The 22,289-nt window shown below is 63.2% G+C and carries 22 protein-coding genes; 6 read left to right on the plus strand and 16 right to left on the minus strand.

Annotation, left to right across the window (positions count from 1 at the left end):
- Positions 1 to 136 precede the first annotated feature (136 nt).
- Entirely contained in the window at positions 137 to 1,099 is a 963-nt protein-coding gene (locus HU764_RS04445; RefSeq protein WP_186702991.1) for a zinc-binding dehydrogenase, read from the plus strand.
- A 110-nt stretch (positions 1,100 to 1,209) separates the two neighbouring features.
- Here HU764_RS04445 and HU764_RS04450 read toward each other — a convergent pair whose 3' ends face one another.
- The 6 genes from HU764_RS04450 to HU764_RS04475 all read right to left on the minus strand — a co-directional run bounded on the left by HU764_RS04450 (position 1,210) and on the right by HU764_RS04475 (position 6,517).
- Positions 1,210 to 1,863 (minus strand): HAD family hydrolase, encoded by a 654-nt coding sequence (locus tag HU764_RS04450; RefSeq protein ID WP_186683349.1) that lies wholly within the window; start codon positions 1,861 to 1,863, stop codon positions 1,210 to 1,212.
- Between the two features lie 14 nt (positions 1,864 to 1,877).
- Positions 1,878 to 2,867: an ABC transporter ATP-binding protein gene (locus tag HU764_RS04455; protein ID WP_027595907.1), complete on the minus strand. Its 990-nt coding sequence runs from the start codon at positions 2,865 to 2,867 to the stop codon at positions 1,878 to 1,880.
- A 1-nt stretch (position 2,868) separates the two neighbouring features.
- A complete protein-coding gene (locus tag HU764_RS04460; RefSeq protein ID WP_027595908.1) occupies positions 2,869 to 3,663 on the minus strand; it encodes an ABC transporter permease in 795 nt (264 codons plus the stop codon).
- Complete coding sequence (locus tag HU764_RS04465) at positions 3,653 to 4,492, minus strand: ABC transporter permease (protein ID WP_027595909.1); 840 nt, start codon at positions 4,490 to 4,492, stop codon at positions 3,653 to 3,655. The genes HU764_RS04460 and HU764_RS04465 overlap by 11 nt, the downstream gene beginning before the upstream one ends.
- Positions 4,489 to 5,295 (minus strand): alkaline phosphatase family protein, encoded by an 807-nt coding sequence (locus tag HU764_RS04470; protein WP_027595910.1) that lies wholly within the window; start codon positions 5,293 to 5,295, stop codon positions 4,489 to 4,491. Before HU764_RS04470 ends, HU764_RS04465 begins: the two co-directional genes overlap by 4 nt.
- Positions 5,296 to 5,452: 157 nt before the next feature.
- Entirely contained in the window at positions 5,453 to 6,517 is a 1,065-nt protein-coding gene (locus tag HU764_RS04475; RefSeq protein WP_186683351.1) for an ABC transporter substrate-binding protein, read from the minus strand.
- Positions 6,518 to 6,845: 328 nt separating this feature from the next.
- Between HU764_RS04475 and HU764_RS04480 the strand changes: the two genes are divergently transcribed.
- On the plus strand, positions 6,846 to 7,559 hold the full coding sequence (locus HU764_RS04480; RefSeq protein ID WP_099428539.1) for a UTRA domain-containing protein: 714 nt from the start codon (positions 6,846 to 6,848) through the stop codon (positions 7,557 to 7,559).
- Positions 7,560 to 7,597: 38 nt separating this feature from the next.
- Here the strand turns inward: HU764_RS04480 and HU764_RS04485 are convergent, their stop codons facing one another.
- The 7 genes from HU764_RS04485 to minC form a co-directional block, all read right to left on the minus strand.
- Positions 7,598 to 9,751, minus strand: a complete 2,154-nt coding sequence (locus HU764_RS04485; RefSeq protein ID WP_186683353.1) for a mechanosensitive ion channel domain-containing protein — start codon at positions 9,749 to 9,751, stop codon at positions 7,598 to 7,600.
- A 44-nt stretch (positions 9,752 to 9,795) separates the two neighbouring features.
- Positions 9,796 to 9,963 carry a hypothetical protein gene (locus HU764_RS04490; protein ID WP_167334464.1) on the minus strand — a complete coding sequence of 56 codons (168 nt, stop codon included), beginning with the start codon at positions 9,961 to 9,963 and terminating at the stop codon, positions 9,796 to 9,798.
- 194 nt (positions 9,964 to 10,157) lie between these two features.
- Complete coding sequence (locus HU764_RS04495; protein WP_027595914.1) at positions 10,158 to 11,447, minus strand: M18 family aminopeptidase; 1,290 nt, start codon at positions 11,445 to 11,447, stop codon at positions 10,158 to 10,160.
- Positions 11,448 to 11,600: 153 nt separating this feature from the next.
- A complete protein-coding gene (locus HU764_RS04500) occupies positions 11,601 to 12,236 on the minus strand; it encodes an RluA family pseudouridine synthase (protein ID WP_027595915.1) in 636 nt (211 codons plus the stop codon).
- Positions 12,237 to 12,392: 156 nt separating this feature from the next.
- Positions 12,393 to 12,647, minus strand: coding sequence for a cell division topological specificity factor MinE (gene minE, locus HU764_RS04505; RefSeq protein WP_003252572.1), 255 nt, complete (start codon positions 12,645 to 12,647; stop codon positions 12,393 to 12,395).
- Positions 12,648 to 12,650: 3 nt separating this feature from the next.
- The gene (gene minD / locus HU764_RS04510) at positions 12,651 to 13,463 is read right to left on the minus strand and encodes a septum site-determining protein MinD (RefSeq protein WP_027595916.1); all 813 of its coding nucleotides are present in this window, start codon (positions 13,461 to 13,463) and stop codon (positions 12,651 to 12,653) included.
- 99 nt (positions 13,464 to 13,562) lie between these two features.
- Entirely contained in the window at positions 13,563 to 14,315 is a 753-nt protein-coding gene (gene minC, locus HU764_RS04515; RefSeq protein ID WP_027595917.1) for a septum site-determining protein MinC, read from the minus strand.
- A 111-nt stretch (positions 14,316 to 14,426) separates the two neighbouring features.
- On the opposite strand from minC, the gene HU764_RS04520 reads away from it, so the two are divergent.
- Together HU764_RS04520 and HU764_RS04525 are read left to right on the plus strand one after the other, a co-directional pair.
- Positions 14,427 to 15,362, plus strand: a complete 936-nt coding sequence (locus HU764_RS04520) for a lipid A biosynthesis lauroyl acyltransferase (RefSeq protein ID WP_027595918.1) — start codon at positions 14,427 to 14,429, stop codon at positions 15,360 to 15,362.
- A 143-nt stretch (positions 15,363 to 15,505) separates the two neighbouring features.
- Positions 15,506 to 16,654 (plus strand): patatin-like phospholipase family protein, encoded by a 1,149-nt coding sequence (locus HU764_RS04525; protein WP_186682262.1) that lies wholly within the window; start codon positions 15,506 to 15,508, stop codon positions 16,652 to 16,654.
- A gap of 115 nt (positions 16,655 to 16,769) precedes the next feature.
- Here HU764_RS04525 and HU764_RS04530 read toward each other — a convergent pair whose 3' ends face one another.
- Positions 16,770 to 17,513 carry an MlaA family lipoprotein gene (locus HU764_RS04530; protein WP_374707410.1) on the minus strand — a complete coding sequence of 248 codons (744 nt, stop codon included), beginning with the start codon at positions 17,511 to 17,513 and terminating at the stop codon, positions 16,770 to 16,772.
- 73 nt (positions 17,514 to 17,586) lie between these two features.
- On the minus strand, positions 17,587 to 18,885 hold the full coding sequence (locus tag HU764_RS04535) for a serine/threonine protein kinase (protein ID WP_099453207.1): 1,299 nt from the start codon (positions 18,883 to 18,885) through the stop codon (positions 17,587 to 17,589).
- A gap of 191 nt (positions 18,886 to 19,076) precedes the next feature.
- Here HU764_RS04535 and HU764_RS04540 point away from each other — a divergent pair, with 191 nt between their 5' ends.
- Complete coding sequence (locus tag HU764_RS04540; protein WP_186702992.1) at positions 19,077 to 19,445, plus strand: hypothetical protein; 369 nt, start codon at positions 19,077 to 19,079, stop codon at positions 19,443 to 19,445.
- Positions 19,446 to 19,553: 108 nt separating this feature from the next.
- Here the strand turns inward: HU764_RS04540 and HU764_RS04545 are convergent, their stop codons facing one another.
- Entirely contained in the window at positions 19,554 to 21,119 is a 1,566-nt protein-coding gene (locus tag HU764_RS04545; RefSeq protein WP_186702993.1) for a glycoside hydrolase family 17 protein, read from the minus strand.
- A 196-nt stretch (positions 21,120 to 21,315) separates the two neighbouring features.
- Here HU764_RS04545 and HU764_RS04550 point away from each other — a divergent pair, with 196 nt between their 5' ends.
- Positions 21,316 to 22,176 (plus strand): glycine betaine ABC transporter substrate-binding protein, encoded by an 861-nt coding sequence (locus tag HU764_RS04550; protein WP_099428543.1) that lies wholly within the window; start codon positions 21,316 to 21,318, stop codon positions 22,174 to 22,176.
- Positions 22,177 to 22,289 lie beyond the last annotated feature (113 nt).

Below are 22,289 nucleotides of genomic sequence, written 5' to 3' on the forward strand. Positions count from 1 at the left end.
ATTCGACGTGGAGGCAATTGATCACGCATAGTAGGCCGTCTTTTCCGTTGCCGGTTCCATGGAGCCGGACAAATACTGCAAAAAGCCCGGGGCGAGGGTTCCCCAGGCTCAGTCATGATTCAACTATGGAGGCACTGTGAAGGCATTGCAAGGCGAAGACGGACATGTGGAGTGGGTCGAGGCCGAGCGCCCGGCCCTTGACGCGGGCCAGGTACGCATTCGCGTGGCTGCTGCGGGGCTGAACCGCGCCGACCTGTTGCAAATGAAGGGGCTGTACCCGCCACCGCCTGGCGCCAGCCCTTATATGGGCCTGGAGTGCGCCGGCATTATCGAAGAAGTTGGGCCGGGCGCCGATTGGCGTGTGGGCGAGCGGGTGTGTGCGTTGCTGGCCAGTGGTGCGATGGCTGAAGAAGTGGTGGTCGATGCCCGCCATGTGCTGCCGGTACCTGAAGGCCTGAGCTTGCACCAAGCGGCGGCACTGCCTGAGGTGTACGCCACGGCGTGGTTGAACATCTTCCAGTTGGGCGCCGTCAAAGCCGGCGAGAAAGTGCTGGTACACGCAGGGGCCAGCGGCGTGGGTTCGGCGGCGATCCAGTTGTGCAAGGCGTTTGGCAACCCGGTGTATGTGAGTGTTGGCTCGCAGGATCGCCTGGCCTACTGCGAAGCGCTGGGTGCTGCCGGTGGCGTGGTGCGTAACGAGAACCTCGATGCGCTGGAAGGCGTTGGGCCGTTCGACGTGATTCTCGACCCGGTGGGTGCCAGTTATGGGGAACTCAACCTCAAACTGCTGGCGCGTGACGGGCGTTGGGTGATCATCGGCCTGATGGGCGGACGAAAGTTCGAGCTGGACCTGGCACAGGTGCTGGGTAAGCGCCTGGAAATCACCGGCTCAACGCTGCGCAACCGTGACGATGGCTTCAAGGCCGAGTTGCTGCGTGAGTTGCTGCAGCAGGTGTGGCCGCTGTTCGCCGAAGGGCGGTTGTCGGCGCAGTTGGTGGATACCTACCCGGTGGAATTTGCCCAGGCGGCGTATGCCGAGCTTGAGACTAACCAGGTGTCGGGCAAGCTGGTGATGGTGATCGATCCGAGCCTGGTGTAAGCAGGCCCGGCCTCTTCGCGGGGCAAGCCCGCTCCTACAGGTAAATCACTGATCCTGAGCCTGTGATATTCCTGTGGGAGCGGGCTCGTACCGCGAAGAGGCCAGTATGATCAGCGCCAAGTCAGAATCGGCCAGCCATTGATCTCGGCATGCTCGCGCAACACGGCATCTGGGTTCACCACAAACGGATGGTCCACCTTCAACAACAACGGCAGATCGTTCCGCGAATCGGAATAGAAACTCGCCCCTTCCAGATTCTCCTGCTCCTGATCCAGCCACTCCAGCAACCGGGTGATCTTGCCTTCACGGTAGGTCAGCACCCCATGGGTCTTGCCGGTGTACACCCCATTCACCGCCTCCAGCTCGATCGCCAGGTACTCGTCCACGCCCAACCGCGCCGCAATCGGCCCAACCAAGTGCGTACCCGAAGCGGAAATGATCAGGATACGGTCGCCACGCTTGCGATGCTCAGCGATGCAGCGGCAGGCGTCGCCGAAAATGATCGGCTCGATAACGTCCTCCACCCACGGCTCCACCAGGTGCTCGACCTCTTCCAGGGTGCGCCCGGCAATCGGCTCCAGGCTAAAGGCCATGTAGTCCTCCATCGCCAGGTGGCCCTTGCCATAGGCCTCCATCAATTCATGGTCGCGACGCAGGAAGTCCTTGCCGTCGACCCAGCCCAGCCGGGCCATCTGCTCGCTCCACAGTGACGCGCAGTCGCCGTGGATCAGGGTTTCGTCCAGATCGAAAATTGCCAGTGCCATTGTGTTGAATCTCCTTAAGCCACTTCCCGCAGCGCCGTGGGGTCGATCGACAAGGATACCCGCTGGCCGTCCGGATGCAGGTCGGCAGACGAGCGGTTGAGCACGTCGACTACCAGCTCCACCTCACGCACCCGCACCCGGTAACGGATGACGTTGCCCAGCAGGCTGTGGCTGCGCACTTCACCGTCCAGCTCGCCATTCAGGCCCAGGGTGATGGATTCGGGGCGAATGGCCAGGCGGCTGGCCACCGGGCGTTGCAGCAGGCGGCTGGCGCTTTCCGGGTCGAGCAGGTTGTAGTTGCCGATGAAGCCCGCAGCAAACAGGTCCACGGGGGCGGTGTAGAGGGTTTCGGCATCGCCGCTCTGGACGATGCGGCCCTGGTTCATCAGGAAGATGCGGTCTGACATCGTCAGGGCCTCTTCCTGGTCGTGGGTGACGAAGATGGTGGTCAGCCCCAGTTCACGCTGGATCGCGCGGATCTGCTCGCGCAGGTGCTTGCGAATGCGCGCATCCAGCGCCGACAGCGGCTCGTCGAGCAGCAGCAGGCGCGGGCGGGTCACCAGTGAACGGGCCAGGGCCACGCGCTGGCACTGGCCACCCGACAGCTGGTGCGGATAGCGCCCGGCGAAGCTGCCCAGCTCCACCAGGTCGAGCACCTCACGCACCCGCGCCTGGCTCTCGTCGGCCTTGACCTTTTGCATGCGCAGGCCAAAGGCAACGTTCTGTTCCACGGTCATGTTGGGGAACAGCGCGTAGCTCTGGAACACCATGCCGATGCCTCGCTTCTGCGGGCTCAGTGGCACGATGTCCTGGCCATCGAGCAGGATGCGCCCCCCGTCCACCGGGGTTAGCCCGGCGATGCAGCGCAGCAGGGTGGACTTGCCGCAGCCGGAAGGGCCGAGCAGGGTGACGAACTCGCCGCGTTCGATCTGGCAGTCAATGTTTTCGAAAACCGGTGTGCCGGCATAGCGTTTGTGCAGTTGCTGTACGCTGACGAAGCTCATGTCAGGTCTTGTCCTTGTTCAGGCGGTTGGCGACCCAGGTGAGTACCAGCACGAAGGCGAAGTAGGAGATCACCAGCGCGCTGTTGAAGTGGCCGCTGCTGTTGCGCATGTTGTTCAGGTAAACCTGCAGCGTCTCGTAGCGGGTGCCGACCAGCAGGTTGGCGAACACGAACTCGCCGAACAGGAACGAGAACGACAGCAGCAGGGCCACCATCAGGCCTTTGCGCAGGTTCGGCAGCACCACCAGAAACGCCGCTTGCCAGGTGCTGGCCCCGAGCAGTTGGGCGGCGTCCATCAGGTCGCGCAGGTTGATCGCCTGCAGGTTGTTGGTGATTGCCCGGTACATGAACGGGAGGGCGATGGTGAAATAGCAGCCGATCAGAATCCACGGGGTGCCGACCATGGCCATGGGCCCGCTGCCATACAGCTGCAGCAACCCTACGGCGGACACCACCGGCGGCACCGCGAACGGCAGCAGGATGAGGATGTTCATCAGTGCGTCGAGCTTGGGGAAGTGGTAGTGCACCACGAACAGCAGCGGCAGGATCAGCACCACCGACAGTATCAGTGCGCCCACGCACACCAGCAGCGACTGGCCGAACGCCGCCAGAAAGCGCGGCTCGCTCCACAGCGCCACGTACCACTTCAGGGTCAGGCCGCTGGGCAGCAGGCTGGCCGACCAGCTGGTGGCCACGGAGTAGAGCAGGGTGCCGGCCAGCGGCAGCAGCAAAATCAGGAACAGCAGGTACACCACCAGGCGGTGGTAGAGGCTGCTGGCGTTGGTTTCAGCGCGCATGGTAGCTCCTTTTCAGCAGCCATTGATGGACCACCGTGACCAGCGTCATCAGCCCCACCAGCACCATGGCCAGGGCACTCGCAAGGTTAGGGTCGAGGCTGATGTCACCGGCCACCAGGCCAGCGATGCGGATCGGCAGCACGTTGAAGTTGCCGGTGGTCAACGCATACACCGTGGCATAGGCGCCCAGGGCATTGGCCAAGAGAATGACGAAGGTGCCGAGCAACGCCGGGGTCAGCACCGGCAGGCCGATATGGCGCCAGAACTGCCAGTGGTTGGCGCCGAGCAGGGCGGCCGACTCACGCCAGTCTTCACGCAAGGCATCGAACGCCGGGTACAGCAACAGCACGCCCAAGGGGATTTGGAAGTAGGTGTACACCAGGATCAGCCCGCTTTTGGAGTAGATGCTGAAGTCTTCCAGCAGGCCGATCTGTTTAAGCAGCAGGGTCAGTGCGCCGTTGAAACCCAGCAGGATGATGAAGGCGAAGGCCAGTGGCACGCCGGCGAAGTTGCTGGTCATGTTGGCGAAGGCACTGACGAAGTCGCGCAGCCGCGAATCCACCTGGCGCAGCGAGTACGCCCCGAGGGTAGCGATGACGATACCGAACAGGCTCGACCAGAAGCTGATCTCCAGGCTGCGTTGCAAGGCCTGCAGGTAGAACTTCGAGGCGAACACCTTGCTGAAGTTTTCCAACCCCCAGCCCGCCTCGGACTGCACGCTGTTGATCGCCACCCAGGCCAGCGGGGCGATCTGGAAGATGATGAAGAACACGGCGAATGGCAGCAGGCAGAGCAGGGCAAGGTAACGGCCGCGATGGCTGGCATTCACTTGAGCAGCTCCCGGCACACGGTCTTGTCGTGGGCCACGCCAAGCAGCTCGCAGATGGTGCCGCACAACTCGGTTTGCAGCGGCTTGGCAGCAGGGTCGAGGCTGAAGCCATCACCAAAGACAAACAGCGGGACCTCGCGTTCCTCGGCCAGCAGGCCATTGTGCGAGCGGTCGTTGTTCATGCCGTGGTCGGCGGTGACCAGCACCTGATAGCCCTCTTCGAGCCAGCGCGGCAGGTAGTCGGCCAAAAGGATGTCGGCGCTGCGTGCCGCGTTGCGGTACTGGCTGCTGTCCAGGCCATGGCGGTGGCCGACGTCGTCGATGCTCATCGGGTGCACCAGCAGGAAGTTCGGCGCATGCCGGCGGCGCAGGTATTCGGCGTCGGCCAGCAGGTGTGAATCGGGGTAGCGGTCGTCCCAGTAGAACAGGCCGTGCTGGATCGGCAGCTTCGGCGCATGGGTGTGGCGGTCGCGCTGCGCATCGAACGGCGAGCGGTTGTACAGCTCGCTCATCCAGTGATAGGCCGCCGCCGCAGTACCCAGCCCCGCTTCGCGGGCGTAGTGGAACACGCTGCGCTGGTTGGACAGGCGGTTGACATTGTTGTGCACGATGCCGCTGTCGATCGGCGTGACGCCGGTGAGGATGCATTCGTACAGCGGGCGTGACAGCGACGGTAGCTCGCATTCCACGCGGTACAGGGCGGCGCGATCGGCCTCGACGTAGGCGTGCAGGTGGCCCATGGCATGGTGGGCAACCTGGTGGTTGAGGCCGTCGAGCAGGACCAGGATGACGTTGTGTTGCATGGTGGCTCCGCTGGGGTATCAGTCATTACCGCGTCGTCCCATTCGCGGGGCAAGCCCGCTCCCACAGGTACAGCACAGCAACGGCACCTGTGCTGTACCTGTGGGAGCGGGCTTGCCCCGCGAAGAGGCCGGATCAGGCACTAGAAAATCCAGGCCGTTATTCCATGTTGATGATCACTTGCTCCTGCCACTTCTGCGGCAGTGCCTTCGAGGTCGCTTCCCAAGCAGCGGCATCCTTGATCGGCTGGGCAGCACCATATTGCTCATTGGGCAGCAGCTTGGCCTGCACATCGGCCGGCAGCTTCAGGTGCTCGGCGCGGATCGGCCGGGCGTGACCGATGGCAAGGTTAGTCTGCCCGGCATCGCTGAAGATGTACTCACGCGCCAGCTTGGCTGCGTTCGGGTGCTTGGCGTACTTGTTGATGATGGTGGTATAGCCCGAGATCACCGAACCGTCCGAGGGGATCAGCACTTCGAAGCGCTTGGGGTCGATCTGCTCGCGGTAGCTCAGGCCGTTGAAGTCCCACACCACACCCACTTCCACTTCACCTTTTTCCAGGGTCTGGATGGTGGGGTTGGCGAGCGACAGGCGCTTCTGCTGGGCCAGCTTGGTGAACAGTTGCAGGCCTGGCTCGATGTTGCTTTCGCTGCCTTTATAGGCGATGGCTGCGGCCAGTACACCGTTGGCGGCCTGGGCCGCGGTGCCGACATCGCCGATGGCAACCTTGTACTTGCCTTTCTCCAGGTCATGCCAGGTTTTCGGGCGTTCTTCTTCTTTCACCAGGTCCTTGTTGATGATGAAGGCGATGGTGCCGGTATAGGCCAGCGCCCAGTGCCCGTCCTTGTCCTTGGCCCATGCGGGTACCTGGTCCCAGGTGCTCGGCTTGTACGGTTGGCTCACGCCCTTGGTCACGGCAATCGGGCCAAAGGCGGCGCCGACGTCGCCGATGTCGGCACTGGCGTTGTCTTTCTCGGCCTCGAACTTGGCGATTTCCTGGGCCGAACTCATGTCGGTGTCGCTGTGCTTGAGGCCATATTTATTGGCCAGGTCCTCCCAGGTGCCTTTCCAGTTGGCCCAGGCATCGGGCATGCCCACGCTGTTGACGGTGCCTTCCTTGCGGGCGGCGTCTTCCAGGGCCTTGAGGTCGGTGCCGGCGGCCATGGCCGTGGTACACAGGGCGATGGCCGAACCGAGCAGTGACGCCATGAAGAACTTTTTCATCCGAAGCTCCTTGGGTGGGTGCCTGTTGCGATCGTTGTCGTGAATGAGGCAGTTGTCAGCGACCTTTGGTCTAGGTCAGCAAACCTTGAGCCAAGGTAGGCCGCTTGCGTGACAGTTTGATGTAGGGGGAGGCTTCAACCGGGGGTTCCGGCTGCCTGAAAATACAGCGTAGACCAGATCGCAGGCCCTGATTTAGCGGGCTTGGCCCGAAACTGGCAAAGCCCGTGTGGTGCCTTTGTCACAGGATGTTCATCAGCCCTGCCTAGGCTTGCACTACTCTCCAATTGCCCCGTCATGGGGCTGGCCTAGTCCAGATAGGTAACCTTTGATGCAACCGATGCCCCCGCGTGCGGTAACAGCCATCTGCCACGCCCTGCAGGAGCAGATCGAACACGGCCTGCTGGCGCCGGGTGGCAAGCTGCCGGCCGAGCGCAAGCTCAGCGAGGTGTTCGATACCACGCGCATTACCCTGCGCGAGGCCTTGGCACAGCTGGAGGCCCAGGGGCTGATCTACCGGGAAGAGCGGCGCGGCTGGTTCGTCGCGCCCCAGCGGCTGACCTATGACCTGATCGAGCGTAGTCACTTTCATGCGATGGTGCGTGACCAGGGGCGGGTGCCGAGTACCGAGCTGTTGTCGGCTCGGCTGCAGCCGGCTTCTGCCGTTGTCTGCGCGCGGCTGCAACTGCCGGCGTTGTCCAGTGTGGTGCGAATCTGCCGGCTGCGGCGTATCGATGGGCGGGCGGTGCTGTATGCCGAGCACTACCTGAACCCGCGGTATTTCCCGGGCATTCTCGAACAGGATCTGGCGCAGTCGCTGACCGAGATTTATGGGCGGGTCTACGGCATCGGCTATGGGCAGGTGTGCTTCGAGATTCTGCCGACGGCGTTGCCGATCGAGGCAGCGGCCGCGTTGAAGGTGTCGGTCGGCAGCCCGGGGCTACACATCACCCGGGTCAACAGTGACCAGCAGGGGCACCTGATCGACTGTGACCTGGAATATTGGCGGCATGATGCAATCCGCATCCGCGCCCAGGCGGGGTAATGGGGTGGCTTCTTCGCGGGCAAGCCCGCGAAGAGGCCCTAACTGGAGGAACTGGTTTCGCTCATACCGCCCCCGCCCGCCGTCACCACCTGCACCGACAACCGCGGCGTCGCCAGGTCCAGCCCTGCTTCATCCAGCTGGCGCTTCAACGCCAGGTTGAACGCCCGCGACACTTCCCATTGCTTGATCGGCGCGGTCTTGAAGCGCGCCCGCAAAATCGCCGAGCCCGACTCGAAGCTCTCTACGCCCTGCAGTTCCAGCGGCGACCAGATATTACGGCGCATCAACGGGTCGTTACGCAGTTTCTGCCCCACTTCGCGGATCAGTGTGATGGCCTGGTCGATGTTCATGCTGTGCGGGATCGCCACGCGGAAAATCGCGTAACCGAACTCCCGCGAGTAGTTCTTGATGCTCTTGATCTCGCTGAACGGGATGGTGTGCACGATGCCGTCGATGTCGCGCAGGCGCACGGTGCGGATGGTCAGGCCCTCGACCGTCCCCAGGTGCCCACCGACATCCACGTAGTCGTCGATGGCCAGCGAATCCTCGATGATGATGAACAGCCCGGTGATCAGGTCAGCTACCAGGGACTGGGCGCCAAAACCGATGGCCAGGCCGATCACACCGGCACCGGCCAGCAGCGGGGTGACGTTCATGCCCATGTTGGCCAGGGCAACGATCACCGCGATGATGAAGATGGCCACGAACATGACGTTGCGGATCAGCGGCATCATGGTTTGCGCGCGGGCGTTGGCCAGCCCGCGGCGCGAGCGCACCAAGGCGTGGTGCACGGCCGTGTCGGCCAGGATCCACACCAGCCAGGCGGCGATCAGCGTGCCGGCCAGGCCCAGCAGGCGCAGGCTCACCTCGTGGCCGTCGCCTTCGGCGAAGGTGATCATCGACAAGCCCCACACGCGCAGCCCCAGCTCAATGAACAGCAGCCAGATGAACAGGTGCACCAGGGCATAGGCGAAGTTGCGCAAGCGCTCGGTGTACACCGCTTGGCGCTTGTTGGCGCGTTTGGGGTTGGCCGCGTGGCGGCGCACCAGGCCGTTGAGCACCATGCACACCACCACCAGCACTGTGCACATCAACGACTGGCGCAGGGCGGTACTGGTGTCGCCGGCCGAGACGAAGGTCGCGAACAGCGAAATACCCACCAGAATCAACGCGGGCGCGAACCAGAAGCTGCCGAGGATCTCGATCGTGTCGCTCAGGGTGCGCCGGGTCAGGCGTCGGTCCAAGGGTTGGTTGCGGATCAGGTGGGCGATCGGGCGGCGGAACCGCAGGATGAACAGCCCGGTGCAGATCGCCGCGATGACGTTGGCCAAGGTGGCCAGGGCATGGGCCAGGTGGGTGCCGAGGGCGACGGTCAGTCGAGGGTCGCTCATGGCCTCACCGAAGGCGGCAAAGCTGCCGATCAGCCACAGCGGGCGGAAGGCCTGGTGCCGCAGGATATGCAGGGCGCGGTGGCGGTGTGGGCCGTCGAGCAGCGAGAAGGCGATCACGCAGATGGCCGAGAAGCAGGTGCCGACCACCAACGCATACGCCAGCACCATGGCCATCGACTTGCCCAGCGACGAGGGCAGGGCGAAGCTCAGGTACACGGTGAACACCAAGGCCACTAGCCAGGGCCCGAGCTTGCGCAAGGCAAAGCGCACCAGGTCCCAGGTGCGCGGGTGCTGGGGCAGCTCTTCGGTGAGGCCGAAGCGTAGCCGTACCCGGTGGCCAATCCAGTTGAAGGCGTATGCCAGCAGGCTCCAGACCGCGATGATCGCGGCAAAGCCGAACAGGATCGCCGGCCATTGGTGCACCGGGACCACCAGTTCGGTCAGTTCTGCCTGGGCTTGCTCGATTTCTGCCGCCCAGCGGTGGAAGGGGCTGGCATCGCCGCTGAACTGCTGTTCGAAGTCATGCAAAGCACCACCGATCAGGCCTAGCACGCCCTGTTCGACGGTGGGTTGTGATTGCTTGGTGGCGTCGCGCAGTTTTTTCAGGTCGGCCAGCAACTTGGCGCGTTGCTGGTCGTTTTCGAGGTTCTTGATCACCTCGTCCAGCGACTTGCCCAGTGGCTCGGTGGCCTCAGGCTGCGCAGGCGCGCTGGAGCCGAGCAGGCTCGGCAGGCCCGCGGCATGAACCGGGGTGATGAACAATAACAGCAGCAGGGACAGGCAACGCAGAAGGGCAGGCACCGGGAAATCTACCTCAGGTCAAACGATGGACCGAGTGTAGAGGTTTATGTGGGCAGTTTCTCCAGGATCTTCCAGCAAGTAAGGCCGAAGATGCCCAGTGTGCCGATCCACATCATCAGCACACCGATGTTGCGCTCGCGCAGGCTGAAGCCGATGGTCAGCAGCAGCAGGAACAGAAACACCGGCACGAACAGGGACAGAAAGGGGGACATGGACAGCAATCCTTTTGCAGTGGGGCCATGTAACAAGCATAGCGGGTAGCAGGCGAAGCGGGTTGATCCGTGGCACTAGTAGTGCCTGTGCGGGCCCATCGCCGGCAAGCCGGCTCCCACAGGTACGCCACAGTTCTTGAGGCTTGTGCTGTTCGTGTGGGAGCCGGCTTGCCGGCGATGAGGCCAGTGCGGACTTACGGCAGGTCGCGGCTGCGGTAGAACGCCGTCAGCACTTTCACCAGGTGCGCCAGGTCATGGCTGCCGCACAACTCGCGGATCGAGTGCATGGCAAAGGTTGGCAAGCCGATATCGACCGTGCGCACACCCAGGTTGCTGGCGGTGATTGGGCCGATGGTCGAGCCGCAACCCATGTCGCTGCGCACCACGAAGCTCTGCACCGGTACTTCTTCGGCCATGCACAGGTGGCGGAAGAACCCGGCGGTTTCGCTGTTGGTGGCGTAGCGCTGGTTGTTGTTGACCTTGATCACCGGCCCGGCGTTGAGCTTGGGCCCGTGGTTGCCGTCGTGCTTGTCGGCATAGTTGGGGTGCACGCCATGGGCGTTGTCAGCCGACACCATCAGCGAGCGCTGAATGGTCCGCACATAGCTGTCACCCTCGGGCAGCAGGCGTTGCAAGGTCTGCTCGAGCATGGGGCCGTCGGCGCCACAGGCCGAGCACGAGCCGACTTCTTCGTGGTCGTTGCACACCAGCACGCAGGTTTCGTCGCTGTCGGCAGCCAGCAGCGCTTGCAGGCCGGCATAGCACGACAGCAGGTTGTCCAGGCGGGCACCGGCGATGAAGTCGCGGTTGATGCCGATCAGCGCGGCATCCTGGGTGTCGTAGAAGCTCAGCTCGTAGTCCAGCACCACGTCGGCGTTGAGCTCGTGCTCACGGGCCAGCTGTTCGGTGAGCAGCGCGCGGAAGTCGATGCGCTCGTCGCCGGCGACCTGGGCCAGGATGGGCGGCAGTTCGTTCTGCGGGTTGATCTGCCAGCCTTCGTTGGCGGTGCGGTTGAGGTGGATCGCCAGGTTGGGGATCACCGCGATGGGCAGCTTGAAGTCGATCAGCTGGCTTTCGACCTTGCCGTCACGGCGGAAGGTGACTCGGCCGGCCAGGGACAGGTCGCGGTCGAACCAGGGCGCCAGCAGCGCACCGCCGTAAACCTCGACGCCCAGCTGCAGGAAGCCTTGGCGCTGCAGTTCGGGTTGCGGCTTGACGCGCAGGCACGGGCTGTCGGTGTGGGCACCGACCATGCGGATACCGCCAAGCAGGGGCGCTTGCTTGCCCAGTTTGATAGCGATGATCGAGGAGTCGTTGCGGGTGACGTAATACCGACCACCCGGCACCGTTGACCAGCTGTCGCGCTCGTCCAGGCGCTGGTAGCCGGCGGCCTCGAGGCGCTGGGCCAGGCTGGCGGTGGCATGGAAGGGCGTGGGGGAGGCCTTGAGGAAATCGATCAGGCCAGTGTTCAGTGCTTCGCGCATAACTCACTCCAGACAGCAGTGGCGCGAGTTTAACGCAGATAGATCACAAATTGTGTCGGCCTCTTCGCGGGGCAAGCCCGCGCCCACAGATACCTCGCAAACCCTGTGGGAGCGGGCTTGCCCCGCGAAAGGGCCCGCTAAGCCCTAGCGTCATCAGAACGGTGCCGGGCACTCGAACTTCAACCGCTCCCCGCTGACCGGGTGAGTGAAGCTGAGCATTGCCGCATGCAGGCACAGCCGGTCATAGGCCGCCAAGGCTTCAGGGTTGGCATACAAGCGGTCACCCAGCAGCGGGTGGCCGATTGATAGCATGTGCACGCGCAGCTGGTGCGAGCGCCCGGTAATCGGCGTCAACTCGACCCGGCAGTGGTCGCCGCAACGCTCCAGGACGCGCCAGAAAGTCAGGGCATGCTTGCCTTGCTCATGGTCCACCACATGCCGTGGCTTGGTCGGCGGGTCGTAGCGCAGGGGCAGGTCGATGCTGCCGCTGTCCAGCGCCGGCTGGCCCCAGCACAGGGCGGTATAGGCCTTTTCGGTCTCGCGGTCGTGGAACTGGCGCGACAGCTCGCGGTGGCTGTCGGCATCGCGGGCCAGCAGGATGATGCCGGAGGTTTCCCAGTCCAGACGGTGCACGATCAGCGCATCGGGGTAGCCGTTTTCCTGCAGGCGGGTGATCAAGCAGTCCTTGTTGTCATCGGCACGGCCGGGCACTGACAGCAGCAGGGTTGGCTTGTTGACCACCAGGATGGCGGCGTCTTCGTGGAGGATCTGGACGTTTGACAGCGGCATTGCGTGGTCTCGGTTAAATCGGGGAAAACCATTGGGGCCGCGTTGCGGCCCATCGCCGGCTAGCCAGCTCCTACAGGTACAGCGCGGACCCTGTAGGAGCTGGCTTGCCGGCGATGGGCTGCAACGCAGCCCCAATGATCACGCCAGAACGCTGAATCAGCGATCAGGCAAGGTAATGTTCAGCTCCAGAATCGAGCAGCTGCCCTGGTTTTCCAGCTCGATGTGCACATCATCGTTGCCGATGTTCACATACTTGCGGATCACTTCGAGCAGTTCTTTCTGCAGTGCCGGCAGGTAGTCCGGTTCGCTGCGCTGGCCGCGCTCATGCGCCACGATGATCTGTAGACGCTCTTTCGCCACCGACGCGCTGGTCTGTTTCTGTCTGCCACGAAAGAAGTCAAAAAGGTTCATGGTTTACTTGCCTCCAAACAGGCGCGCGAAGAATCCTTGCTTCGGCACTTCGATGAACCGCAGGGGCTTTTCTTTGCCCAGCAGACGGTCGACGGTATCGCTATAGGCCTGGCCGGCATCGCTCTGGTCGTCGAGGATGACCGGGATGCCCTGGTTGGAAGCCTTGAGCACTGCCTGGGACTCAGGGATCACGCCCTTGAGCTTGATCGCGAGGATGTCGGTAACGTCGTCGATGCTCAGCATCTCGCCTTTCTCGACGCGCTCAGGGTGGTAGCGGGTGATCAGCAGGTGTTCCTTGATCGGCTCTTCGCCGTTCTCGGAGCGGCGCGACTTGCTCGACAGGATGCCCAGCATGCGGTCCGAGTCACGTACCGAGGAAACCTCAGGGTTGGTCACGACGATGGCTTCGTCGGCGAAGTACATCGCCAGGTGCGCGCCTTTTTCGATACCGGCCGGGGAGTCGCAGATGACGTACTCGAAGTCATTCTTGAGTTCCATCAGCACTTTCTCGACGCCTTCCTGGGTCAGCGCGTCCTTGTCACGGGTCTGGCTGGCGGCCAGGACGTACAGATTCTCGAGGCGCTTGTCCTTGATCAAGGCTTGCTGCAGGTTGGCTTCGCCGTTGACCACGTTGACGAAGTCGTACACCACGCGGCGCTCGCAGCCCATGATCAGGTCGAGGTTACGCAGGCCCACGTCGAAGTCGACGATGACTGTCTTGTGGCCGCGCAGTGCGAGGCCGGTGCCGATGGCGGCGCTGGTGGTGGTCTTGCCCACACCCCCCTTGCCGGAAGTAACGACGAGAATCTTGGCCAAGGTGTTTCACCCCTAAATAAGTCGGGACAGGTGTCCCAGCAATATGCAAAAAACGGCAACAGGTAAAAAAGTTGCTCTAAAAATGACGGCAAGTATCCGTTAAAGACGGGTGATGTTCAACACGTCACCAGACAGGCTGACTTGCACGCCGAAGCCCCACAGCGGGTCGCGGCGCAGGTCTTCGCAGACCTTGTACTGGCCTGCGATCGAGACCATTTCCGCCGTCATCTGCTGGCAGAAAATGCGTGCTTTGGTGTTGCCTTTGATGCCCGCCAGGGCGCGGCCGCGCATGGCGCCGTACACATGGATGTTGCCATCGGCCAGAAGTTCCGCACCTGGGCTGACCGACGCGGTCACCACCAGGTCGCCGCCTTGGGCGTAGATCTGCTGGCCGCCACGCACCGGCGAGGTGATGATGCGGGTCGGGCGGATTTCCGGTTCGGCTGCAGGCGCAGGCGCCGGCTCGGGCTTTTTCACCTCGGGCTCGGGTTCCAGCGGCCGTTCGCGCGCGCCGGACGGCGGCAGCACCGGCAGGTCGATGGCGATCGCCGCGGCGATGTCCTCGATGCGGTTGGCGCGGATCGCCAGGGTACGCAGGCCATGGTGGCGGCAGATACGCATCAAGCCGGGCAGGTCGATGGCGCCTTCGCTGGCCGGCAGCTTGTCCAGCGCCAGCACCAACGGCGTGTTGCTGAAAAAGTTGGGTGCCTGCGCGACTTTGGCCGCCAATTGGCGGTCGAGGGCTTCAAGGTCATTGCGCGCCAGTTCCAGCACAGTGATGGCGAGCATGCTGCCCTTGAGCTGGAACACGGAGGCGGTGTCGGGGGTCTGGTTTAGGCTCATGGTCTGCATAGACGGCTTGTTGCGAAAAAAGTGCCCTGACTTATAACGAGAACACCCGTTGCCCGCAACATGCGCTGATCCGTTGTAGAATGCGCGGCCTTTGTCTTTCCGGAAGCTTCAATGGAACGCCCGCGTTTTCGCCCCTATTTCCTTCACCCCAGATTCTGGGGCCTGTGGCTGGGCCTGGGCCTGCTGTGGCTGATCGTCCAGCTGCCTTACCGGGCCTTGCTGTGGGTCGGCACTGCCCTGGGCGCAGTGATGTACCGGGTTGCCGGCGAGCGTCGACGCATCGCCGCGCGCAACCTTGAACTGTGTTTCCCTGAAATGTCCGACGACGAACGGCAGCGTTTGTTGAAGGCCAACTTCGCCTCCACCGGCATCGCCTTCTTCGAAATGGCCATGAGCTGGTGGTGGCCCAAGGCCAGGTTGGCACGCCTGGCACATATCGAAGGCCTCGAGCACCTGCAGGCTGCCCAGCAGGCAGGGCAGGGCGCGATTCTGATGGCCGTGCACTTCACCACCCTGGAAATCGGCGCCGCGCTGCTGGGCCAGCAGCACACCATCGATGGTATGTACCGCGAGCACGGCAACCCGCTGTTCGACTTCATCCAGCGCAGCGGCCGTGAGCGGCACAACCTCGACTCGCTGGCGGTGGAGCGTGAAGACGTACGCGGCATGCTCAAGCTGCTGCGTTCGGGCCGGGCAATCTGGTATGCGCCCGACCAGGATTACGGCGCCAAGCAGAGCCTGTTCGTGCCGTTGTTCGGCATCCCGGCGGCGACCGTGACCGCCACCACCAAGTTCGCCCGCCTGGGCAAGGCGCAGGTCATCCCCTTTACCCAGAAACGCCTGGAAGATGGCAGCGGCTATCGTTTGGTGATCCATCCGCCGCTGGCGGACTTCCCCGGGGAGAGTGAAGAAGCGGACTGCCTGCGCATCAACCAGTGGATCGAGGGTGTGTTGCGTGAGTGCCCCGAGCAGTACCTGTGGGCGCACCGGCGCTTCAAGTCGCGGCCCGAGGGTGCGCCTAGGCTGTATGACAAGAAGAAACGCTGATTTTTGTAATGCCAGTGCTGGCCTCTTCGCGGGGCAAGCCCGCTCCCACAGGACCTCTAAAGTGCCAGAAGCCAGTGGAGTACGGAGCGGGCTTGCCCCGCGAAGAGGCCGGGCCTGACAGCCGATAACCCAGGGAGCAATAAATGGCACCCGCCCCAGTAACCGGTCTGATCCTCTCTGGCGGCGGCGCCCGTGCCGCTTATCAGGTCGGCGTATTGGCCGGTATCGCTGAACTGCTGCCCCCGGGCGCGCCCAACCCCTTCCCGGTCATTGTCGGCACGTCGGCTGGCGCTATCAATGCGGTCACCCTCGCCAGCGGTGCCACCCGCTTCACCGAAACCGTGCGCAACCTCACCGCTTTCTGGCAAAACTTTCGCAGCCACCTGGTGCTGCGCAGCGACTGGCCGGGGGTAATCCGCCAGGCCAGCCGCTTCGTCAGCCACAGCCTGCTGGGCCTGGGTGGCCATGCACCGGTGGCGCTGCTCGACAGCAGCCCTTTGCGCGGCCTGCTGCAAGCGCACCTGGACCTGGACGGCATCGACCACGCCCTGGCCACCGAACAACTGCGCGCCGTGGCGGTGACCGCATTCGGCTACGAGTCGGGGCAGGCGGTGACCTTCTACCAGGGCCGCGGCACCATCGAGGCGTGGTTGCGCCACCGCCGCATCGGCGTACCCACGCCGTTGACCCTCGACCACTTGCTGGCCAGTGCGGCGATCCCGCTGTTGTTCGCGCCGGTCAGGCTGGGCGACGAGTACTACGGTGACGGCGCGGTGCGCCAGTCGGCACCGATCAGCCCGGCGTTGCACCTGGGGGCCAGCCGGGTGCTGGTGGTCGGGGTCAGCGGCAACCCTCAGCGGCCATCGCCGCCGCGGCCCACCCAGCGAGTGTTCAGTGGCCAGCAGCCGAGCCTGGCGCAGATTGGTGGGCACATGCTCAACAGCACCTTCATCGACAGCCTGGAAGACGACATCGAACTGCTGCAGCGGCTCAATCACCTTAGCCACTTGCTGCCTGCCCACCTGGATGCACGGCGCCTGGGGCTGGCGCCGGTGGAAGTATTGGTGGTAGCGCCCAGCCAGCCGCTGGACGAAATCGCTGCGCGGCACCGGCGTGAATTGCCGGCGGCGTTGCGGCTGTTCTTGCGTGGGCCGGGGGCGACGCGAACCAGTGGGGCGGGGGTGTTGAGTTACTTGCTGTTCGAGGCGAGTTATTGCAGTGAGCTGATCGAGCTGGGGCGCAGGGATGCTTTGGTCAAGCGGCGGGAGCTGGAGCAGTTTCTGGGAATTTGATGCAAGCAGTACTGGCCTCTTCGCGGGCAAGCCCGCTCCCACAGGGGTATCACTGGCCTGAGCGCAGTGGGGTACCTGTAGGAGCGGGCTTGCCCGCGAAGAGGCCAGTAGCTATTTACTCAGCAATCTGCAGCTTGCGCGCCTGGGTATACACATACCGAACCTTCTCATACTCGAACGGCGAGTTGAGCTGGCCATAGCGGAATTTGGTGGTATAGCGCTTGTCCACCACTTGCAGGGCAAAGATTTCCGGGTGATCGGTACTGGTTTCCGGCACATTGAGGAAGTTGACCGCCTGCTCGCCCGCATAGTCCACCACCAGCCCGGTGGTATCGCGCAGGTTCGAGGGGCCCAGCACCGGCAGCATCAGGTACGGCCCGTCCGGCACACCATAAAAGCCCAGGGTCTGGCCGAAGTCTTCACTCTGGCGCGGCAGGCCCATCTTGGTCGCCGGGTCCCACAGCCCACCGACCCCGATCAGCGTGTTGAACATCAACCGTGCGGTGATTTCCGCCGAGCGCTTGGCTTTCAGTTGCAACACGCTGTTGAACAGGTTCGGCACATCGCCGAGGTTGTTGAAGAAGTTGCTCACCCCGGTGCGCACGAAACGCGGTGTTACATACTGATAGCCGCTCACCACGGGCAGCAGCACCCATTGGTCGAGGCGGTAGTTGAAGTGGTATATGCGCCGGTTGATTGATTCCAGTGGGTCGTAGACGTTCAGCGCCTCCAGGGTGGAGCGTTCGAACTCGCGCTGGTCCAGGCCTGGGTTGAATTTCAATGCCCGCAACGGGTCGATGAAACCATCGGCCTCCGGTGGCAGCGGTGCGGCGGTAACCTGCGGGTCGGCCTCGACCACGCTGGCGCGCGGTGCGACCTCCGCGGCCAGGGCGTTGCCAGCGACGAGCAGGGCAGTGGCGAAGAGGAGTTTGTTAACCACGGAAGAACTCCAGCATGGCGTCGCTGTTGACGCGGTAGTTGAGGTTGCCGCAATGGCCGCCATGGGGGTAAAGGGTCAGGCGGTCACCGAACACCTTGCGCAAGAAGCCGATATCGCCTGGGCCGAGGATGACGTCGTCGGCGTTGTGCATCACGGCAATTTTCGGGCTGTCGCGCAGGTAGTCTTCCAGCGCATACAGGCTGACCTGGTTAACCAGCTGCAGGATGCTGTTGCCATCGGTGCGGGCGCGCCACATCGGGATCACCTGCTCGGTCATGTAGCAGTCGAAGTCGCACTGCAGGGCACGCTTGAAGAACGGCGTGAGGCTGCTGCCCTCGGTGATCGGGAACTTCGGCGGAATGATAAGGCCGCGGCGGTTGATCAGGTCGGAGGTAAAGGCGATATCGGCTGCCGAGAAGCGGAACGAGGTGCCGATCAGCATGGCCATCTGCTCGTTGGACAAGTGCTGGCGCGACTGCTGGAAGTCGTACAGCAGGGCTTCGTTGAGGTCGATATAGCCCTTGTCCTGGAAGTAACGGGTCAACTTGGTGAGCATCAGCTCGTAGAACGTGGTGCTGCGGTCGATGCCTTTGACCTGGGTTTGCACCAGTTTGTCGAGGTTGTTGATCGAGGTGTACAGGTTGACCGGCGGGTTGAGCAGCAGCACACGCTTGAAGTTGAAGCTGCGCCGGGTCTCGTCCAGGTGGCTGACGAACGCCGCGTCCAGCGCCCCGAGGCTGTAGCCGGTGAGGTAGAACTCGCTGATCGGCAAGCGCGGGTGCTGGGCGCGCACGGCCTGCATTACCCGGTACATGTCTTCAGCGTCTTCCTGGCTGATACCCGGGGTGGCGAAGCGCGAGGCCGCACTCATGAAGTCGTAGCTGGTGGGCGAGGACAGTTGCACCACGTGGTAGCCGGCTTGGTAGTACAGCTTTTTCAGGTATTCGTTGATGCTGCTGGAATAAGGGGCACCGGTGCCAGCGATCAGGAAGATCAGCGGCGCCTTGTGGTCCTGACGGGCCAGGCGGTACTTGAGCTTTTTTACCGACCAGAAGTTGTCGGGCAGGGTGAACTCACGCTCGGGTCGCAGGTTGAGGCTGTAGTCGTCCTGGTCGATGTCCTCATCGCTGGGCAAGGTTGGGCGTTGCTCCGGCGGCGTGGTGGCGATGGTCGCCTCGAACGGGTTGGTCAAGGGGTAGCCATAGCTCGCGGCGTCGATATCCCGCGCCGAAGCGGCCACAGCCATGAGCAGGCCGCCGAGCAGGGCAGCGAGGCGCAAAGATCGATGCATGTAACCCCCAAAAAGAAATACAAGGTGTTGCGGTGTGCAGGCTAGGACCACGGCAGTATGGGCAAAGTTGCCAAGTGCGGTGGTCTTTGGTGTGCTTGTTATCTGCAACATAGCTGCAGGAAGGTGATTTTGCCTTACAACCGGCCTTGGGCGATCATGCACGATTTCGATTTCCGCTATTGGAGAACTGGATGTCTCGTTCGCTGCCGGTCATTGCCTTGCTGTTATTTCTGCCTGCGTGGCTGGCCGCCAGCTATGGCGTGCGTTATGGGTTGATGGAAGACGCGCAGTGGGTGGGGCTGTGTGCGGCGCCCGAGGCGTTCTGGCAGTGCCAGGTGCGCTCGCTGCTGGGGCTGGGTATTCATTTTCAGGTCATCGCCTGGAGTGGGCTTGGCCTGGCGCTGGTGGCGCAGGTGGTTGCGGGTCGGGTTGGGTGGTGGCTGGCAGGTTTGGCGTTGGTGTTCGCGATACCGGCGCTGGTGCTGTATACCGCCAGTATTGCGGTGTTTGCCGTGGTGCTGGCGGGGTTGCGGCTGGTGCGGCAAGCGCGTCGCGGGTGATAGGGGCTGCTTTGCAGCCCATCGCCGGCAAGCCAGCTCCTACAGGTACAGCGCAGACCTGTAGGAGCTGGCTTGCCGGCGATGGGCCGCGCAGCGGTCCCGGCAATATCAACCCGCACGCAGCCTCAAGCTCCGCCACAACGCCGCGGCCATCAAAACGCTCACCACCGCCCAGCCCCAGGCCTGCTGATTCTCTAGCCCTTCCAGAAACAACTGCGGCGCCACCCCCGCCCCCACGATAAACGCCAGCAATGCCACCTCGGCCCGCCGCGCCAGCACTGGCCGCACCAGGTAAACCACTGCCGGCAACGCCAGTGCAGCTGTAGGGAAACTGCGATAACGCGGGTCGAACACCAGCGCCAGCATGCTCACTGCCGCCGCAAAGCCCGCTGCAAGCAACAGCCAGCCAGCACGGGCCTCAAGCCAGGCATAAACACGCTCACGCCAGCCCTCGCGGCGGGCCAAGGCCAGGGCGGCGTGGGCCAGCACCAGCAGGTTGAGCGCCGCCAGCAGCCCGGCCCACAGCCACTCCCCAGCAAAGCGTGCGTGGCTGCGCATCAGCTCGCCCCACAGCCCCAGGCAACCCGCGCCAAACGCGGCCAGCAACGGCAACAGCAGGGCCGCCATGGGGGTAGCGGGCTGCCCGGCCACCAACAGCATGACCAGCATCAACACCGCGCTGGCCAGCAGCCACTGCGGCCAGTAGTGCAGGTTGCTGACGGGCCCTTCGAGCACGCCTTTGTCCTGCCGGTCGGCGTCGTAAAGCCCCCAGTAACCGCCCACGGCGCCTTCGCTGGCGCGCTTCCACGGCTGGTCGAAGGCCTCGATCAGGTTGTACCGCCAGCCATTGCTTTCGGCCATCGCCACAAAGCCACGGATAAAGCGCGCCTCGTTGGCCCGGCTGGGCACGGCGGTTTCCCGTTGGCGGCCTTCGCTGGGCCAGCCGGTCTCGCCGATCAGAATGTCCTTTGGCGCAAAGCGCGTCCCGAACTCACGGCGCACATCGGCGACATGGGCCAAGGCATCGTCGATGCCGCGCGGGTCATCCTCCCAGTAAGGCAGCAGGTGGATGGTCAAAAAGTCCACCTCCGGGGCCACCTGAGGGTGCTGTAGCCAGAATTCCCAGACGTCGGCATAGGTGACCGGCACCTTGACCTGGCGCTTGACCTTGGCGATCAGCTCGGCAAGGCGTGTGCCGGTGACTTCCTTGCGCAGCAGCGCCTCGTTGCCGACGATCACCGCGCTGACGACATCGGGGTTGGCGTTGGCGGCGGCGATCAGCAGGTCCACTTCCTTTTCGGTGTCCACCGGGTTGGCGTTGACCCAGGCACCGAGCATCACCTTCAGGCCATGTTTGCGTGCCAGCTGCGGAATCGCCTCAAGGCCGGTCATCGAATAGGTGCGGATGCACTGAAAACGCTCCGCCAGCAAGGCCAGGTCGGCATCCATGCGCGCCGGGCGCAGACGAAACGGCTGGTCGAACGGCGACTGGTCCTTGTCGAAGGGGGTGTAAGAAGCGCACTGCAGTTTGTGCGTGGGGCTGGCCGCATCGGGCAGGTGCACTGGCTTGCCGAGCCCGTACCAGAGCGTTGCCAGCCCGATCAGGGCAAGCAGGCAGGCTAGCAGGTACAACGGCAGGTGCAGGCGGGTGGGGCTGGGCATCGGGCGGTCCATCGTCAGGCGCAAAAGGGTAGATAGTAGCCCGGCGCCAAACCTTTGGCATGCAAGGATCGCGCAGACTGGCGTGAGCCCATGGCGCTAATGGCACAGTGCTGTCGTATATGAGTGGTTACATGTCGTACAGGGAGCAGGTCACAAGTTGTTGCAGGAAGATGATGCAATCTCCGAGACCTGACGAGGGGATGCTTTGATGGCAACTTTGAACAAGATGCGACGTTTCCTGGGTGTGGGCACCGCCCTGGTAATGGCCATGAGCGCTGCACAGGCAATGGCCAAAGAAGTAAGCATTGGTTACGTGGATGGTTGGGCCGACAGCGTGGCGACCACCAACGTGGCCGCCGAAGTGATCAAGCAGAAGCTCGGCTACGACGTGAAGTTGCAGGCCGTGGCCACGGGCATCATGTGGCAGGGCGTGGCGACCGGCAAGCTCGATGCGATGTTGTCGGCCTGGTTACCCGTGACCCACGGCGAGTACTGGACCAAGAACAAAGACAACGTGGTCGACTACGGTGCCAACTTCAAGGATGCGAAAATCGGCCTGATCGTCCCTGAATACGTGAAGGCGGTAAGCATCGCCGACCTCAAGACCGACAGCAGCTTCAAGCAGAAGATCGTCGGCATCGACGCCGGCTCCGGGGTCATGCTCAAGACCGACCAGGCCATCAAAGACTATGACCTGACAGGTTACAAACTGCAGGCCAGTTCCGGCGCTGCGATGACCGCCGAACTGGGCCGTGCCTATGCCAAGCAGCAGTCGATTGCCGTGACCGGTTGGGTGCCGCACTGGATGTTCGCCAAGTGGAAGCTCAAGTTCCTCGAAGACCCGAAAGGCGTGTATGGCGCTGCCGAAACCGTCAACAGCATCGGCAGCAAGGAACTGGCGACCAAGGCGCCGGAAGTGGCGGAGTTCCTCAAGAAGTTCAGCTGGCAGTCCAAGGACGAGATCGGCGAAGTGATGCTGGCGATCCAAGAAGGCGCCAAGCCTGAAGCGGCGGCCAAGGACTGGGTGGCCAAACACCCGGACCGGGTCAAAGAGTGGACCGGTAAGTAACTGATTTATTCGTTCTAAAGCGGGGCTGCTGCGCAGCCTTTTCGCGACACAAGGCCGCTCCTACAGGTATTACGCGATTCCCTGTAGGAGCGGCCTTGTGTCGCGAAAGGGCC

It is taken from the genome of Pseudomonas kermanshahensis (genome assembly GCF_014269205.2).
GTDB classification, from domain to species: Bacteria; Pseudomonadota; Gammaproteobacteria; order Pseudomonadales; family Pseudomonadaceae; genus Aquipseudomonas; species Aquipseudomonas kermanshahensis.